At 65.5% G+C, this 16071-nt stretch carries 18 protein-coding genes and 4 tRNA genes; 9 read left to right on the forward strand and 13 right to left on the reverse strand.

The window, feature by feature from the left end; genetic code table 11:
• The first annotated feature begins 141 nt into the window (after positions 1–141).
• Complete coding sequence (locus tag ACWDX9_RS13685) at positions 142–930, forward strand: SMI1/KNR4 family protein (protein WP_449952981.1); 789 nt, start codon at positions 142–144, stop codon at positions 928–930.
• A gap of 1 nt (position 931) precedes the next feature.
• Here the strand turns inward: ACWDX9_RS13685 and ACWDX9_RS13690 are convergent, their stop codons facing one another.
• Together ACWDX9_RS13690 and ACWDX9_RS13695 are read right to left on the reverse strand one after the other, a co-directional pair.
• Positions 932–1708, reverse strand: a complete 777-nt coding sequence (locus ACWDX9_RS13690) for a hypothetical protein (protein ID WP_449952984.1) — start codon at positions 1706–1708, stop codon at positions 932–934.
• Positions 1705–2016 (reverse strand): helix-turn-helix domain-containing protein, encoded by a 312-nt coding sequence (locus tag ACWDX9_RS13695; RefSeq protein ID WP_449952987.1) that lies wholly within the window; start codon positions 2014–2016, stop codon positions 1705–1707. Before ACWDX9_RS13695 ends, ACWDX9_RS13690 begins: the two co-directional genes overlap by 4 nt.
• A 72-nt stretch (positions 2017–2088) precedes the next feature.
• Between ACWDX9_RS13695 and ACWDX9_RS13700 the strand changes: the two genes are divergently transcribed.
• The gene (locus ACWDX9_RS13700) at positions 2089–2532 is read left to right on the forward strand and encodes a tyrosine-type recombinase/integrase (protein ID WP_449953040.1); all 444 of its coding nucleotides are present in this window, start codon (positions 2089–2091) and stop codon (positions 2530–2532) included.
• On the opposite strand, the gene ACWDX9_RS13705 is transcribed toward ACWDX9_RS13700, so the two are convergent.
• Positions 2530–2602: transfer RNA gene (locus ACWDX9_RS13705), tRNA-Lys, on the reverse strand. The genes ACWDX9_RS13700 and ACWDX9_RS13705 overlap by 3 nt on opposite strands.
• Positions 2603–2651: 49 nt before the next feature.
• Positions 2652–3806: an acyl-CoA dehydrogenase family protein gene (locus ACWDX9_RS13710; protein ID WP_449952989.1), complete on the reverse strand. Its 1155-nt coding sequence runs from the start codon at positions 3804–3806 to the stop codon at positions 2652–2654.
• A gap of 91 nt (positions 3807–3897) precedes the next feature.
• Between ACWDX9_RS13710 and ACWDX9_RS13715 the strand changes: the two genes are divergently transcribed.
• Positions 3898–4182: a PspC domain-containing protein gene (locus ACWDX9_RS13715; RefSeq protein WP_449952992.1), complete on the forward strand. Its 285-nt coding sequence runs from the start codon at positions 3898–3900 to the stop codon at positions 4180–4182.
• Here the strand turns inward: ACWDX9_RS13715 and ACWDX9_RS13720 are convergent, their stop codons facing one another.
• Entirely contained in the window at positions 4183–5472 is a 1290-nt protein-coding gene (locus ACWDX9_RS13720; RefSeq protein ID WP_449952995.1) for an MFS transporter, read from the reverse strand.
• Between the two features lie 101 nt (positions 5473–5573).
• The gene (locus ACWDX9_RS13725; protein WP_449952997.1) at positions 5574–5924 is read right to left on the reverse strand and encodes a metallopeptidase family protein; all 351 of its coding nucleotides are present in this window, start codon (positions 5922–5924) and stop codon (positions 5574–5576) included.
• A 93-nt stretch (positions 5925–6017) separates the two neighbouring features.
• Between ACWDX9_RS13725 and ACWDX9_RS13730 the strand changes: the two genes are divergently transcribed.
• From ACWDX9_RS13730 to ACWDX9_RS13755, 6 genes are all read left to right on the forward strand, one after another.
• The gene (locus ACWDX9_RS13730) at positions 6018–7517 is read left to right on the forward strand and encodes a metallophosphoesterase family protein (protein ID WP_449953000.1); all 1500 of its coding nucleotides are present in this window, start codon (positions 6018–6020) and stop codon (positions 7515–7517) included.
• A tRNA-Glu gene (locus ACWDX9_RS13735) sits at positions 7518–7590 on the forward strand.
• 98 nt (positions 7591–7688) lie between these two features.
• A tRNA-Asp gene (locus tag ACWDX9_RS13740) sits at positions 7689–7763 on the forward strand.
• A gap of 5 nt (positions 7764–7768) precedes the next feature.
• A tRNA-Phe gene (locus tag ACWDX9_RS13745) sits at positions 7769–7845 on the forward strand.
• Positions 7846–7954: 109 nt separating this feature from the next.
• The gene (locus ACWDX9_RS13750) at positions 7955–8749 is read left to right on the forward strand and encodes a barstar family protein (RefSeq protein WP_449953003.1); all 795 of its coding nucleotides are present in this window, start codon (positions 7955–7957) and stop codon (positions 8747–8749) included.
• Positions 8750–8833: 84 nt separating this feature from the next.
• Entirely contained in the window at positions 8834–10189 is a 1356-nt protein-coding gene (locus ACWDX9_RS13755; RefSeq protein ID WP_449953006.1) for a hypothetical protein, read from the forward strand.
• A gap of 49 nt (positions 10190–10238) precedes the next feature.
• Here the strand turns inward: ACWDX9_RS13755 and ACWDX9_RS13760 are convergent, their stop codons facing one another.
• From ACWDX9_RS13760 to ACWDX9_RS13790, 7 genes are all read right to left on the reverse strand, one after another.
• Positions 10239–11510: a tyrosine-type recombinase/integrase gene (locus ACWDX9_RS13760; RefSeq protein WP_449953009.1), complete on the reverse strand. Its 1272-nt coding sequence runs from the start codon at positions 11508–11510 to the stop codon at positions 10239–10241.
• The gene (locus ACWDX9_RS13765; RefSeq protein ID WP_449953011.1) at positions 11510–11686 is read right to left on the reverse strand and encodes a helix-turn-helix domain-containing protein; all 177 of its coding nucleotides are present in this window, start codon (positions 11684–11686) and stop codon (positions 11510–11512) included. Before ACWDX9_RS13765 ends, ACWDX9_RS13760 begins: the two co-directional genes overlap by 1 nt.
• A complete protein-coding gene (locus ACWDX9_RS13770) occupies positions 11679–13019 on the reverse strand; it encodes a replication initiator (protein ID WP_449953014.1) in 1341 nt (446 codons plus the stop codon). The genes ACWDX9_RS13765 and ACWDX9_RS13770 overlap by 8 nt, the downstream gene beginning before the upstream one ends.
• A gap of 247 nt (positions 13020–13266) precedes the next feature.
• Positions 13267–13605 (reverse strand): hypothetical protein, encoded by a 339-nt coding sequence (locus ACWDX9_RS13775; RefSeq protein ID WP_449953017.1) that lies wholly within the window; start codon positions 13603–13605, stop codon positions 13267–13269.
• Between the two features lie 14 nt (positions 13606–13619).
• Entirely contained in the window at positions 13620–14315 is a 696-nt protein-coding gene (locus tag ACWDX9_RS13780) for a DUF2637 domain-containing protein (protein ID WP_449953020.1), read from the reverse strand.
• Between the two features lie 24 nt (positions 14316–14339).
• Positions 14340–15674, reverse strand: coding sequence for an FtsK/SpoIIIE domain-containing protein (locus tag ACWDX9_RS13785; protein ID WP_449953023.1), 1335 nt, complete (start codon positions 15672–15674; stop codon positions 14340–14342).
• Positions 15667–16071, reverse strand: a 405-nt coding sequence (locus ACWDX9_RS13790; RefSeq protein ID WP_449953025.1) for an SCO3933 family regulatory protein, incomplete at its 5' end; no start/stop codon positions are given. The genes ACWDX9_RS13790 and ACWDX9_RS13785, both read right to left, overlap by 8 nt.

Here is a 16071-nt window from a genome sequence, read left to right on the forward strand (position 1 = left end):
GGCTCCCACCGCGGCAACCCTGCCTGGCCTTACTGCCATCATCAATGGGCCCTCACTGGCATTCTGTCGTAGACCACGTTGTGTCGTCGTGCGGGATCCCAGGCCCGTCGCCGAATGCGCTGGATTAGATCATCGTGTGACATGGACGTCCCGCTGGACTGGCTGAAACGTGAGTACGGCGAAAACGTCAGGAGTCGCATCCGCCACACGCAGCAGCCGCTCCGTGAAGGCGGCAGCGTGACCCAACTCAGTTTCGATGACCCCACACCTGATCACCTCATAGAGGCCGCCTTGGACGCAGGTGCCCCCGAGGCCGTCAAGTACTTCAGCGATGTCCCGCACGAGCCCCCGTACCCGCCGATTTCCCAGGTGGACCTGCATGCCTGCGAGCAACGCATCGGCCACGAATTACCCGAGCTCCTGCGAAGGGTGTACACGGAGGTGAGCAACGGCGGCTTCGGCCCCTCCTACGACCTCCTGGGCCTTCCACCTGGAGGACACCGGGAGTACGAGGGCGGCCCAGATGCGCTCGAAGAATACGAGAAATACCCGGAGGTGAGCAGCGTGCTCGGGTTCCCGCTCGTGGCCGCCGGATGCTCCATGTACTGGTACATGTCACTCTCTCAGCCCGATAACCCCGTCTATCTCTGGGATGGCGACGTCTGGGACTTTCCCGACGAGCAGTCGCCCGAGGTTGGGATCCTAGCCATCTGCTCGTCCCTAGCAGAGTGGTTTAACCGCTGGGTCGACGGGCGCGACCTGGTAACTTCCTATCCTGAACGCCAAGATCAGCAGCGACATGACGGCATCGTCAGCGAGCGCAACCCGGAGACCTCGTCTTGGGACGATGACCCATGGCTGATCGCCACAGAATGGGCGTACGGACTTGAAAGCGATCTTACAGATGGCGGGGATCATCCTTCCCGATGAATCACGATGTTGGCGCGGTGGCGCAGGACGTTGTGGGGGCCCATGCGGTCCACATGTGGTTGCCGTTGTGGCCGAGTCGTGTGCCTGCTTCGGCGGCTTCGTCGAGGAGTTCGATGGTGTTGTGCCGGTCGCCGGTGTTGGCGGCGGCGACGGCTCCGCGGAGGAGGAGGGATCCGTAGATCGACAGGTCGTCGGGGGACGGGGTGGTGAGGTCGGCGTCCATGCGTTGGGCTGCGCTGCGGGCGGCGTCGGTGGCGGCGCGGTGGTGTCCGCCGTCCATCAGGGTGTGGGTGATGATGCGGGAGCTAGAGCCGATCATGAGGGGGCTCTGGCTGGCGTGCGCGGCTTGGACGCTGCGGTCTGCGGCGAGCCAGGCGAGTCCCTTGTCCTCCTGTTTGAGCAGGATGGAGGCGGTCACGTGGTACGCCTCGGCGCACAGCATGTGGGCGCGTAGCTGATCGTCGCCGTGCAGCGTGGTGCTGGCTGCGCGGAGTTTGCTGAGCAGGGCCGGCAGTTTGGCGGTTACCTGGGCGTATCGGCATGCCTGGTAGTTGCGCTTGGCGGTGCTTACTGCGGTGGCGAGTGCGTCGAGGTCGATCGGGCCGTCTGCGGGAGTGGAGTAATCGACGAGTGCGGCGGCGAGATTTTCGATATTGAGGCCGGTGTCCTGGGTGGGGCTGGGCTGTCCGACTACTGAGCTGAACAGGGCGGCCCCGGTGAGGCCGACGAATTCGCGGCGTCGCACGTTCTCGTCCTCTCCTCTTTCGACGAGATTCACAGCGCGTGGTGCATTTGCAAGGTTATCAACCGCTTTGGGGAATTCATGCGTGTGCGGGTGCGCTTGGTGGGCGCGAAGCCCAGGTCTTCCGGGTCCTGGTGGGTGACCTCGGTCAAGGCCAGTCGGTACGGCTCGCGCGGCCATGTGACCTCGCCCGCCTCCCAGCGGCGTATGCGCTCCTCGTCGCAGGCGAGGTTGTACTTGATCCCGCTCTTGGTGAGGTTGACCATTTTCGCCATTTCGGCGCGGGACAAATCGGCCTGCTGCCGCCAGTTCCGAAGTTCTGCGCTCCCGACTGCGCCAAGCACGCGCCTTCCTGCCCTGAGCGCGTAGGCGGTTGGGCCTTCGTGAAGCCCAAAGGCAAGAGCAAGCGAACCATCATGATCCCGCCTCCGCTGATCCCGCTCCTCAAGCTTCACCAGCAGGCCCAGCAGGCCGAACGAGAATCCGCGGGGGAGCGGTGGCGGGACTATGACCTCGTCTGGTGCCACGAGGACGGACGCCCCATAGATGCCGGCCAGGACTGGGACGAATGGAAAGAACTCCTCCGCCTGGCCGAAGTCGAGAAAGATGCTCGTGTCCACGATGCCCGCCACACCGCCGCGACTCTCCTCATCGAACAAGGCGTGGACATCAATTCAGGAAATCCTCGGCCACTCACAACTGACCACGACGAAGCGCTACACCCACATCACGGCGACACTCTCGACCGAAGCAGCAGCCCGGATGGGCCGGGCTCTCTGGGGCTGACTGCAACTGGAAATGCAACTGGGCGGGCTTCCGGATCATGGAGATCGGGGAGTCCGCCCAGGTCATTGAGGTAGGGCGCCCGGGGCTCGAACCCGGAACCTACGGATTAAAAGTCCGCAGCTCTGCCAATTGAGCTAACGCCCCTCGCAACAGCAAGGGTACAGAGATTACCGCCCAACCCGCGACGCCTACATCACCGGTAAGCGGCCAGACCCGTCAGCGCCTCCCCCAGCACCAGCGTGTGAATCTCTTGGGTGCCCTCGTACGTCAGCACAGACTCCAGGTTGTTCATGTGCCTGATCACAGGGTACTCCAGGGTGATTCCGTTCCCACCCAGGATTGAGCGGGCCTGGCGGGCGATGTCCAGGGCGGCGCGTACGTTGGCCAGCTTGCCGAAGCTGATCTGCCGGGGCTCCAGCTGGCCGGCGTCCTTCAGCATGCCCAGATGGAGGGCGGTGAGCTGGGCCTGGGCGGCGCCGACGTACATCCAGGCGAGTTTCTCCTGCGTCAGCTGGAACGCCCCGATCGGCTTGTCGAACTGGACCCTGGTCTTCGCGTAGACCACCGCGGCCTCCAGGCAGGCGCGGGCGGCGCCCACGACGCCCCAGACGATGCCGAAGCGGGCCTCTGAGAGGCAGGAGAGCGGGCCGCGGAGGCCGGTGACGCCCGGGAGGGCGGCGGAGGCGGGCAGGCGTACGTCGTCGAAATAGAGGGACGAGGTGACCGAGGCCCTAAGGGACAGTTTCTTGTGGATCTCAGGGGCGGAGAAGCCGGGGGTGGAGGTCGGTACGACGAAGCCGCGGATGCCTTCGTCGGTCTGCGCCCAGACCACGGCGACGTCGGCGATGGAGCCGTTGGTGATCCACATCTTGGAGCCGTTGAGGATCCAGTCGGATCCGTCTTTCTTGGCATAAGTCCGCATATTGGCGGGGTCGGAGCCGTAATCCGGTTCTGTCAGGCCGAAGCAGCCGATGGCCGAACCGGCCGCCATCCGCGGCAGCCACTCCTCTTTCTGCTCGTCGGAGCCATACCGCCAGATGGGGAACATGGCCAGCGAGCCCTGCACCGACACGAAGGAGCGCAGCCCCGAGTCACCGGCCTCGAGCTCGCGGCACGCCACCCCGTACGACACCGCGTCCGTCCCGGCGCAGCCGTACCCCTGCAGATGCATCCCCAGCAGCCCGAGGGCGCCGAGCTCGGGCGCGAGCTCGCGCGCCGGGAAGACCGCCTCCTCGAACCAGTCGCCCACGTGCGGCAGGACGCGGTCGGAGACGAACGACTTGACCGTGTCGCGGATCAGCCGCTGGTCGGCGTCGAGCCGGTCGTCCAGGCGGAGCAGGTCGTCCATCGCGGGTCCCTTCAGCACATAGGGGGCTACCAGGGTTCTACCAGGGGGAATCCTGATGTGCTAACACCGGGCCCACGGGCAGTCTTGAGGCATGAGCGAATACAACGTCAAGAAGCTGCGTCGGACCCACAAGGGCAGGATCATCGCGGGCGTCTGCTCCGGCATCGGCGAGTTCGTCGGGATCGACGCCAACCTGGTGCGCATCGCGCTTGCGATCGCCACGCTGTTCGGCGGGCTGGGCGTCGGCGTGTACGCGATCGGCTGGCTCCTCATGCCCGACGAGGACAGCGACACCTCCATCGTGCAGGACCTCATCAACAAGCAGCAGGACCGCAGCAGGACGGACTGGAGCGGCGAGCAGAAGCCTCAGTCGTGATCAGGCCGTGGCGGGCACGCGTTCGCGAGGCTCGGTCCAGAACAGGGCCAGCACGGCCGCGCAGATCAGCCCGGTGAATCCGGCCAGCGCGACCACCGGCTCAGGACCGAGTCTCTCCGCCGCGAACCCGCCCACCAAGATCCCGATCCCCTGTACGGCCATCAGCCCCGACTGCACGAGGCCGAACGCCTGGCCGCGACGTTCGGCCGGCACCTGCTGGACGAAGGCGGCATTGGCCGCGAGCTGGTACGCCCCGCCGACCCCCGACAGCACCCACGCGGCGAGCACCACCTCCAGCGGCGGATACAGCGCTGTCACGATCAGGGGCGCGCAGCTCAGCATGGCCAGCCACCCCATGAGCCGCAGCCGCCGCGGCGGCGGCACGAACCTACTGAAAAGGAACGCCCCCAGCACCGTCCCGGTCGGCATCGCGGCCATCAGCAGCCCGGTGATCACCGGGACCGGCAGCGTCCACGTGGCGAACAGGGTCCCCGTGGACAGCTTGGCCGCGTACGGCACCGCGATGCCCTCAGGCAGGATGTAGAAGCCGCACAACCACGCGAACAGGACGAGCGTCCGCAGCTTCCGCGACCCGAACACGAGCCGGGCTCCCGCCGCGGTCATCGTCCACATGGACGGTTTCGAGCCGTCGTGGCTCGCGGAGGGCCGGCGCCGTACCCCTGACACGAGGATCAGCGCGGAGCCGAGGAACGTCGCCGCGTCCACGGCGAGCGCCCGGTAGGGGCCCATGGTCGCGATCACCGCTCCGCCCGCCGCGAAACCGAGCATCTGTACGGCCTGGTTCGTCATGTTCTGAATCGCCGAGCCGATGACGTACCGGTCGCCTTCGAGCACCTCGGGCAGCAGCGCCGCCCGCGCGGCCGAGAACGGCGCGCTGAGCAGCACCACCAGGAACACCAGCGCGCACAGCGCCCAGAACGGCATGCCCGGCACCGCCATCGCGGCCACCAGCGCCGCCCGGATCAGGTCGCAGGTCAGCATCACGGCCCTGCGCGCGAACCGGTCCGCCAGCCCGGCCAGCAACGGCCCGCCCACGATGGACGGGAGGTACGTCAGCGCGTAGACGGCCGCCGTGGCCAGCGGTGACTGCGTGCGGTCATAGACGAGTACGGCGAGTGCCACCTGGGCGAGCTGGTCGCCAAGGACGGATAGGCCCTGTCCGTACCAGAGTGCTCTGAACTCCCTGAGTGCGATGACTTCCCGATATGTGGCGTGCCCTTCAGCACGGCGATGCCGTCCCGGCGGACGACCTGCCCGCATGGCCCCCATTGGACTCCGCTGTGCCTGACTTACAGTGTTCGCTACGTCACCTAAGGTGCCCGATCATTATGGCAAGCCGCAACCCAAAGAAGTCAACCAAAAGCAAAGGGTTACCAGCCGAGCTCGTGAAGTCTAGCGTCGTCGATGCCGAAGTGATGGCCGACCTCGTGGACGACCGTGATGCGCACCTCGGCGACCACGTCTTCCTCCGTATCGCAAATCTGGCATATCGGATTGCGGTAGATCTCGATGCGGTCGGGCAGGACCCCTGAGTACCAGTCGCCGCGTTCCGTGAGGGGGACACCGGTGTACAGGCCGAGCAGGCGGGGCTCCGGCGGGTCATCGACGACCGTGACGACGACATTGCTCATGGCGCGCGTGAGGGCCGGGGGGATCGTGTCCAATGCCTCGGCCACGAGTTCCTCGAACTTCTCCCGCGTAACCTCGATCACACTTGCCATTCTGCCCCGTCCCTCGGGTAGGCAAGAAAGCGTATGAAGTTCGTTCACAGGTCAAAGGCAGTCATTCAGTCCAGGGTGGCGAGGGGCGCGGCGGTGCTCCTCGTGGCCGCGGTGGGTGCTTGGCTGGGCATCTTCCTCAGCGGCACCGTACGAGCTCAGATCGGGCCGGTGGAGACCGGCATGTCGCTCCGGCCGGCCTGGAGCGGCGAGACGATCGTGGACGCCAGCCCGCTCGGCACGCTCACGTTCCGCACGCACGACGCGCCGCTGCGGCTGCGCATCACGCTCGAGAACATCGACCAGGAACGCGCCAAAGCCCTCATAGAGGACCCGCGTCTGGCCGACCGCCTGCCGGGGCTCATCGAGGACGACCTCCTCGACGGCGTACGCGCGCTCGTGATCCGCTCGCTGCTCTGTGCGGGCGCCGGGGCGCTGATCGCGGTCCTGATGGTCTTCAGGCGCCCCAGAGTGGCCCTGATGGGCCTTCTGGCCGCCTCCGTGGCGCTGGCGGGCACGGGGGTCCTCGCGGCCCTCACGTTCCGTCCCAGCTCTCTCGTCGAGCCCCGCTACTCGGGCCTCGTCGCCGCCGCGCCGTCGCTCGTGGGCAGCGCCGAGTCGATCGTCTCCCGTTTCGAGTCGTACCGATCGCAACTCACCAAACTCGTCACGAACGTCTCCAAGCTGTACGACACGGTCTCCACCCTGCCGCTGTACGACGCCAACCCCAAGACCATCCGGGTCCTGCACGTCTCCGACATCCACATCAACCCCATTGCCTGGAACGTCATCCGCTCCCTCAAGGACCAGTTCAGCGTGGACATGGTCATCGACACGGGCGACATTTCCGACCATGGCACCAAGGCCGAGAACAAGTTCGTGGACGAGATCGGCCGCCTCGGGGTCCCGTACGTGTACGTACGCGGCAACCACGACTCGATGACCACCCAGAAAGCGGTCGAGAAGCAGAAGAACTCCATCGTCCTGGACGACACCACCGAGACCGTGGCAGGCCTGAAGATCTACGGCCTGGGCGACCCCCGCTTCACCCCGGACAAGTCCGTGGCCGCCGACTCGGACCCGACCGTGCTCGGCGACTACGCCCGCTCCCACCTCGCCAAGGTGAACAAGCCGGACGTGATCGCCGTACACGACCCGGACGTCGGCAAGGGTTTCTCCGGCGCGACCCCCATGATCCTCGCCGGGCACACCCACGCCCGCAAGACGTCCATGCTCCCCTCGGGCACCCGCCTCCTCGTCCAGGGATCGACCGGCGGCGCCGGCCTGCGCGCCCTCGAACACCCCCAGCCCACGCCGGTCCAGGCCTCTGTCCTGTACTTCGACAGGGAGACGAAGCGCATGCAGGCATGGGACGACATCACGCTGGGCGGGCTGGGGGAGCAGTCGGTGTACATCCAGCGTCACGTGGAGCCCGACCCACAACGTATGATTTCCCCGGAGCCAACGAACGCCCCGTCGCCAACGGGATCGATCTCTGGCACACAATCGCAGTCCGCCGGTAAGCCACTTTGGCATCAGGGGCAATCGTCCCCTATGCTTCAGAGGTCTCCGACGGAAGGCGACAGGGAATCCTGAGCCCCCATCGTCTAGCGGCCTAGGACACCGCCCTTTCAAGGCGGCGGCACGGGTTCGAATCCCGTTGGGGGCACTGCGAGCGGTTAGCGCACCGGAAAACGGCTGGTCGAAGACCACCGAAAAGCTGGTAAGCTAAACGAGCGCAAACGGCAAGAACAGCAAGAAACGCAAGGTCCTGTAGAGCAGTTTGGAGTGCTCGCCACCCTGTCAAGGTGGAGGTCGCGGGTTCAAGTCCCGTCAGGACCGCTCTGGGTCAGGTAGCTCAGTTGGTACGAGCGTCCGCCTGAAAAGCGGAAGGTCGGCAGTTCGACCCTGCCCCTGACCACCAGCTTTGAACAGTAGAAACGCCCCGAACGGATTATCGTTCGGGGCTTTTTGATCTCTCCTGACAGCAACAGTGACAGCAACGTCATTGATCGCGGGTGAGGATGGGGTGCATGGATTCCGTCGAGCCGAAGTTCCTTCTCATCGATGAGGATGATCAGGTTCTTGGGGTATGTCTCGATGCTGAGGGCATCTTCGTCGAGTCTGCGGAGAGCGATGAGGAGCTCACGGTAGAGATCCTGGGATGCCTTCCTGCTCGGCGCTTACGCGACTACCTTGAGGGTTCAAAGCGCTATCGCCAGAGGAATCCCTTGGACTCGCTATGGCTCCGGATGCTCGACGAGGCAGGAGAGTCGCTCGTGGACTTCTGGGCGGGCGAGATCCTCGAGTGGCGACCCTCGCGACTCGATCCTGAGCGGGTGGACATCGTCGCTCTGTGGGGATTCGACAGTCCGTCGGCCAGCGCGCGGGACGTCTGGGAGCGCTGGTGTTCAGCTCGACCTGACCAGCCCAACCTGTGGGCGGTGTACGGGCCGGAGGGCAGGAGAGAATGGCTGACCATCGTCGGCCGCAGCAGGTTCCGGAGGGCCGGAGGAGTCGATCGTCCGCCAGGACGCGTGTACCACCTCGATGGAACCCACGTCACCGATGAGGCCGCCTTCTACCTTGCGATTGGAGAGGCCATCAACGGGCCTGGCGGCTACTTCGGCTGGAACCTCGATGCGCTGGACGACTGTTTGCGGGGTCGCTTCGGAGCGAGAGCGCCGTTCACCCTGATCTGGAGCGACTCTCAAGTTGCGCGGGAGTCTCTGACGAGGACTCTGGAAGAGGCGGATGACGCTCCGTCTCTTTTTGATGTCATTCAGACGATCTTCGCGAAGCATGATGTGGATGTCGTGTTGAGGTGACTACAGCCTCGTGTATCGACAGTAGACCTTGCCCTCTCCGATATTTGATCGATGTAGAGGCAGGTCCGGGTCTAGGGTGTCCCCATGGTTAGTGCGCGCGCTGCTCAAGACGATGAAGAGGTGCACCCGGCACTAGAGCCGATCTATCCCTTGAATGCTCCAGGCGAATCCATCACCCTTTTTCGGGGTCCAGTCAAGGGATTCGCGGACGGAGTAGACGTTGAGGGCACCGTCCAGCTTCACTGCGTATCTAAGCTAGATCTCTCTTGGCGGATAACTGAGGACGAAGAAAACATCCCCCGCCGGAGTCTTCTCGATATTGACGATGTAAACATCACTCTTCAGCTCCCAACAGGTGATCACACGTTCCCTGCGCATCGCCGTGACTTCTTCGGTGGGTGGCTCGATGGAACAAGTGTGGGGGATGCAGATGCGCCCCTTGTGCGAGTCGTGGCCCACTGGATGAATCTGCCGGCCATGAGTGCTCCAACTCGTATCACCGGTGGCGACAAGTTCGAGTGGTTCACGGGACGATGGACAGCGATCATAGATGGCTGGAAGATCGTCATAGACAGGAGGCCTGATCACTCCGACGTTTGGGCTCTCCTGCGGGAGAAGCAAGCGATCACAATAACCCATGTCATGGAGGTGCGCCGCGAGGATGGGAGCCGTTTCACTGCCGCAGAAGTGAAGCCGGTGCTCGCCGCGCTGCAGTTCTCCCTCTCCTTCGCAGCAGGACGTTGGGTGGCGCCTGCTCTTCCTGTCGGGCTTGATGCGAGTGGGCACATTCGTTGGCAGGAGTGGGGCACTCTTCACTGCACTCCTGGACGCAGCAGCGGACTTGCTTGGTGGTGGCACGACGGAAACGACACCGAGGAGTACCTGCGAGGCACAATTCCGCGATTCAAAGACGCGGAAGATGGGTTTACGCTCAGATTCCTGATGACGTCCGCTGTCCTCATGAACTCAACGGGGTTTGTCGAGCAGAGGATCATGACTGCCTTTTCGGCCATAGAGCATCTCACCTGGGTCATCTTGAAGGTGAGGGGCGGCATGAGTAAAAGGGCATACGATCGACTCGGTGCGGCCGGCCGTCTCAGGGAGGTTCTGAACCAGGCGGGAATACCTTGCGGAATAGATGGCCAAGTGCTCGCTAAGTTGGATACATACATTACGGCGGCTCAGAACGTGGAAGGGCCGCGTGATGGGCCGACTGCAGTAGCTCGAATCCGTAACGAGATCGTCCACCCCAAAGAGCCGCGCGGCACTATCTATACGCCTAAGGGCCTCGTTCGGGAGGCATGGTTTCTCGTATATCACTACCTGACATTGCTGCTGCTGTTCGAAGTGGCGTATCGTGGCTCCTATCAGAGTGTGATCAAGAAAGATCGCTGGTACGGAGATGTTGAACCTGTGCCCTGGGCTAACCAGAGTCCGTGACTCTAAATGAGCACCTTGAACTGCGCTGTTCGAGGTGCTCGGGTGATGTTTATGTGAGTGCCTCTCCTAGCTTGCTGAGGGCACATCGCTTGTCGTCGAGGGAGGCATGGGCGTAGATCGTCATGGTCACCTCGATGTCACTGTGGCCGACGATGTCGCGGACGACTTGGGGCGGGACGCCGAGGTTGAGCAGGAGCGTTACGCAGGTGTGGCGGAGATCGTGAAAGCGCATCTCACCGAGGCCGGCGGCCTCGCGGATGGCTCCCCAGCTTCGCCGTAGATTGTCCGGCTCCATCGGAGTGCCACAGCGCGACGGGAAGACCAGGCCGTGTTCCTTCCACTCCTCCCACCGGTCCGAGCGCTCCAAGAACAGCTTCTTACGATGCTCTTTCAGCGCCTCCACACACATGGGCGGTAGGGGCACCGTGCGTTCCGAGTCAGCGGTCTTGGGGCGGACGAACTGGAGGCGGCCGGCGACACGCTGAAGACTCTGAACCACTTCGAGCTTGCCACCTTCGAGATCGACGTCCTCCCACCGGAGCCCGAGTAGTTCCCCGCGGCGCAGTCCGATACAGAGCGCCAGGACGTACAGGGCATGAAGCCGGTGATCCTGAGCCGCCTTGAGGACCGCGCGGGCCTGCGGGACAGTCAGGCCGCGATTGACCTTGTACTTGGGCACCGGGACCTTGACTAGCTTGGCCACGTTGCGAGAGATGATCTCCTCTCGGACGGCGCACTCTAGGGCGTTGCGCAGGACCGCGTGGATGGACTGGACCATGCGGGTCGAGAGCCGGGATTCACAGCACGCTCTGGCCTTGAGAGCGCAGCAAACGGGCTTGTCGCGGGAGGCATCCCAGCCGTTTCGGCAGCACTGACACTCGGTGCGGACGCGATTGATGAAGAGCCGGACGTCCTGGGCGTTGAGCTTGCCGAGGCGCTTCTTTCCCAGGCCGGGAATGAGGTGGAGGCGGACCACACCCTCGTATCCTTGGTACGTCTTCGGGCGCCGTTCCTGGCTGACGATGTGCTTGAGCCAGTACGTCAGGAAGTCGGCCAGCGTCCAATTCTCGGACGAGACGGGGATGCCCTCGTCGGCTTGGTGGAGAAGCTCGGTCAGCTTCTTCCTTGCGTCCTCCTGGGTACGAGCGGAGCCTTGGACACGCTTCACGGTGCCTGCCGTCGTCTGGACGAAGGCGGCGTAGCCGTAGCGGCCATCCTTGCGCGGCCAGATGCTTCCTTCGCCGTTGGAACGCTTACGGATGCGGCGGCCAGTACGGCGCTTGGGCTCTTCCTCCGGTGTGCCAAGTGTCGTCTTCGTCATCAGGCCACCTCTGCCAGGGTCTTGATGCACTCGGTCAGGGCCTCGACCTCGATGAGGCGACGGCGACCGACCTTGAAGCTTCGGAGTTGGTTGGATCGGATCAGGGTGTAGAGGGTCCACCGGCTGACGCGGAGCCACGCGGCGGCCTCGTCGACGGTGAGCACGAGGTCATTCATGTGCGGCCTCCCGTCGAACGGGATCTGTGAGCGGTGTGCCGGTGAGAGCGGCGGCGAGGAGCTGGTCGCCAGCAGAGAGGCCCTGTCCGGCGTACTCCCAGTGGGCGATGACCAGGACGGTGTCCTCCTCGAAGAGCGGGAGCCGTCCGGTGGTGATTGCTTCCGTGCGCATGTGTTCTTCGCGGGCTGATCGGAGCTCGCCGAGGGTGGTGGAGTAATGGCGGCTCTTGGTGGAGAAGTGTCCGCGGAAGCCGAGCATGTGCGCCCAGTGAGTGAGTCTCAGGTCAGCCAGGCCGGGGTGGCTGCCCAGGCGCATGCAGGCGGCGATCAGGCGGCGGGCGTGGTCGCGGATGGGAAGGGCGTCGAGGTTGTCAAGCGGTTGGATGCGGCGGTCGAGGGTGCCGACGCATTCGGCGGCTTTGGTTGCGTACTTGGCGATGTAGGCGGCGACGGCTTGCTCGGTAAGGTCGCCGTCCAAGGTGATGCGGCGAACGTCGAGCTGGGTGCCCCACTGGAAGGTTCGGCTGAGCGGCTTGACCTCCGCTGTCACGACCGTGGCGGCGTGCTGGACGGCTTGTTCCAGGGTGTCGGCTGTGGCCCAGGCGGGTGGTGGTGAGTTGGGCCCGTCGGGTCCGTCGAGGCGGATGACGGCGTGGAAGTGGACGACGCCGCGGCGCTGGTATTCGGCGACCTTGGCGAAGGCGATGCTGACGTGCTCGCGCAGGGCCTTGACGGTCAGGCCGTTGAGCTTCGCGAAGCGGCGCCGGAGAGCCAAGGTGAAGCGGCGCCACAGCTCGGGGCTGATGGCGTTGAACAGGACCGAGCCGTCGTGGTCGTAGCACTCCGGACACAGCGGCTCTCCGAGGTGTGGATCGTCGGCGCTGTGCCGGTCGGTGCAGGACATGACCTGTCCGTGCGGACAGGTCTGGACGTTACGGCGGGCATGGCAGGGCAGGACCTTGCCGTTCTTCTCCCGCCGCGCGTGGACGGCTCCGAAGGAGGGCGCGGTGAGCGTGACGAACAAACATGGGTGCGCGCTGACCGCGTCGGGCACGCCCTTGCCGCCGACGAGGCCGGCGCGGACGAGTTGGTAGGTGTCGGCGCGGTAGACCTCGGCGCAGGCCGGGCAGCGGGAGGCGCGGCGGGTCTTGCACGGGACGCGTAGGACGCCGTTGGGTTCGGTGGTGGTGCTGTAGCGGTGCAGGAGTTGGCCGGTGGCTTGGTCGTAGTGTTCGACTTTGCCGCGTAGGTGGATGGGCTGGCGGCAGCCGCCGGTGCGCTTGATCTGGCTGGCCCAGCGGTCGTAGTCGGGTTGCTTGAGTCGGTGGATCATTCCAGCCACGGCGTGGCTGTGGGCAAGGTGGGGCAAGATGGGTCCTGTCCTATCCAGTGACTCTGGTGTGGATGGCCCCCGGCCTGGCGCGGATCTTGGCGGATGTGTGGCCAGGCGGGGGGCGCTTGCGGCTATGCGCCGTGGTTGTCGATGCCGGTGCCGTTGCAGTCGGCGTAGGTCTGGTCGTCGGTGAGGCCGGTGCCGTTGCAGGTGCAGCAGCGGTAGTGGGCGAGCGTGGCGTCCATGGTCATCGGTCTTCGTACGGGCTGTCGGGCGTGACGCAGCCGCGGTAGCTGTCGTGGGCGGCGTAGCGGGCGCGGGATTCGGCCAGGATCGCCACAGCGCGATACTCGATCGGGCCGAAGAACAGCGTGGTCGTGTAGTGGCCGTCCGCCCCGTCGATGTGGCTGCCGAGGAGGGTGGCCAGGCGGTCGAGTTCGGCGCGCATTTCCGCGTCCTGGTCGTCGGGCACGAAGTGGTGCACGGTCGTGCTCCAAGGCGTTGGGATCTCGGGACGGGCTTCGAGCAGGTCGGCCAGGGCGCGGAGTCCAGCGACGAACGTGGGCCGTGAGTGGATGGTGGACATCGAGGGCGTTCCTTTCACTGGCTATGGGCGGGCTGCAGGATGTGCAGTAGGTCGGCAGCGAGTTGGTCGGACACGCCCAGGCGGGTGCGGATGAGGTCTGCGGTGATCGGGCTGCCGTGCTTGGCGTGGTGCTCGTCGGCGACGCGGCGGGCGTAGTCCACGAGGGTCGGATCGGGCGCGGGAGCGTCGTGCTGGCGATCGACTTCGTAGGCCGGGGCCAGGGCAGGACGGTCAGCGTGCGGGACGTGTCGGGACTCTCCGGAGACGGCTTGGGACGTCTGCGCGGTTGGTGAGGACGTCTGTGGGACGTCCTGTGGTGTGTCGGTGCGGGTGGTGGCGCGGCGTTCGAGCATGGAGATCGCGACGAGGAAGGCGCCGGCCGGGGTGGCTGCGGTGATCCAGCCCCAGGCGGTTGGTGTGGCTTGGGCGAGGTTGGCGGCCAGGGACAGGATGATGCCTCCAGCCAGGACGAGGACGGGCCAGGAGATCAGTCCGCGTCGGGTTCGGCCGGTCTTCTTGTCGCGTTGGCGTTCGCGGGCGGCCATGACGCAGGTCAGGTCGATGCAGACGGCGATCGCCCAGGCCATCCAGCCGGTCTGGCCGTGCTGGCTTGCGGTGTCGCGGATGTGGGTGAAGGAGCCTGCTCCTGCGATGAGGGCCAGGACGAGGACAGGACCGGTGTTGAGCAGCCAGGCGGCGATGTGGCGCATCTCGACCCCCTTTTCGGTGTCGGTTCAGGCCGTCTGCTGGTCGGGCGTCTCCATGGGTTGAGCGGTCATCACGTCGGCCCAGGTCGGGGCCTGGATGGCGTAGGTGCGGGCGGCGTGTTCGGCCGCTTGTTCGCTGACGTAGAAGGAGCGGGCGCGGTACCACTGGCCGTCCTGACCCGCGACGATGGCGACGCCGGGCGTCTCGGCGGGGATAGCGCGGGCGGAGACCAGGGCGGCCGGATCGAGGTCGCCGAGGGTCATGGTGGCGGTCTCGGGATCATTGACCCGGTGGCAGATCCGGCCTGAGCACTGGGCGCGGAGCGAGGTGACGCCGGGGCCGAGGTCGGAGCCGATGCGCTGGCCGCAGCAGAACAGGTAGATGCCGAACGCTCGACCGAGCTGCGCCACCCGCAGTAGCGCGGTGGAGGTCTTGGCGATCTCGTCCTTCTCCGACTTGTCAGCCATCAGGTACAGCTCGGCCAACTCGTCCACCAGGACCACGACGGGCACCGGACGCATGCCGGGTGGGAGCTGCCAGATATTGCGCGCCGAGGCCATCCGGCACACGCCCATCCGATCCGTCATGAGCGCCACCAGGTCATCCAGTAGCCCACCGCACTCCGCTCGCGTGGTGGCCAGCGCGGACAGTCGCGGCGCGTACGGGGTGAACTCCACGCCGCCCTTGAGGTCGAAGCCGACCAGGGCGACCGGTTGCGGGGCCAGGCCGACGATGAGCGCGTTGGCGAGGTTGGACTTACCGGACTGGGTGGCTCCCGCGTTGAGCCAGTGCGGCACGGTACGGAAGTCGATGACCCACGGCGTACCGGTCTCCAGCCGTCCCACGGTGACCTTGAGCAGTTCGGTGGACGGCGGGAGTTCGTCCACCTTGACCAGCGAGTCACGGACGGTGGCGGCCAGACGGACCCGGCCGGGCTTGTCGGAGGAGACGCGCACGGCATGCACACCCCAGGAGTGCGCCAGTCGTTCGGCGACGTCGGCGTAGTCGGCCGGGATTTGTCCTTCCAGGGTGTGCAGGGTGACGCGCCAGCCGTAGCGGGTCGGGAGCGGTAGCCACATGAACGGCTTGGTGTCCACGGCGATGCGCTGCCACTTGCGCCGCACCCGGACAACGCCGGTCGAGGCGACCAGGCCGGGGACGGTGGTGAACCAGAAGCGCTGCCGCTTCTTGGCGAGGCCGCAGCCGAGGGCGACCTTGCGCCAGGACGCCCGGATGCTGATGGCCGTGATTGGGAAGCCGATGACGAGCCAGAAGGACGGGTAGTGGAAGCGGCGCCAGGCCCAGAGCCCGGCCGCGATGGCGGCCAGGACTCCGAGCACCGTGTAGCGCTGGTCAGACACCGGTGGCCTCCTGCTGCGGGAGCAGGGCGGTGGCCCGGTAGGAGATGCCCCAGCGTCCGGCGATCTCCCAGACGTAGCCGAGCAGGCCGACCACGTTGACGGCGTCGCCGGCCTTGATGGGCGGCTCACCGGTGATGCCGATCTTGACGAGTTCGATCCGGCCGAACTCGTCTTCGACCGACACGGTGACCTCGTAGACGGTGTTGCCGTTCTTGTCGGTCTTGATCTCGCCGGTGTCGCGCTTGAGCACGCGAGGGCGTGGGGCCTTCACGCAGGTGATGCTGAGCTTGCTGACGTCCACGGGGATGGGGACGGTACGCATGGTGAGTTGACCTCTCGTCGGCCTGTTGATCAGGCGTTTCAGGACGAGGGAGGCCGTGCCGTCAGCTCGGAGGCG

It is taken from the genome of Nonomuraea sp. NPDC003201, from assembly GCF_053590415.1.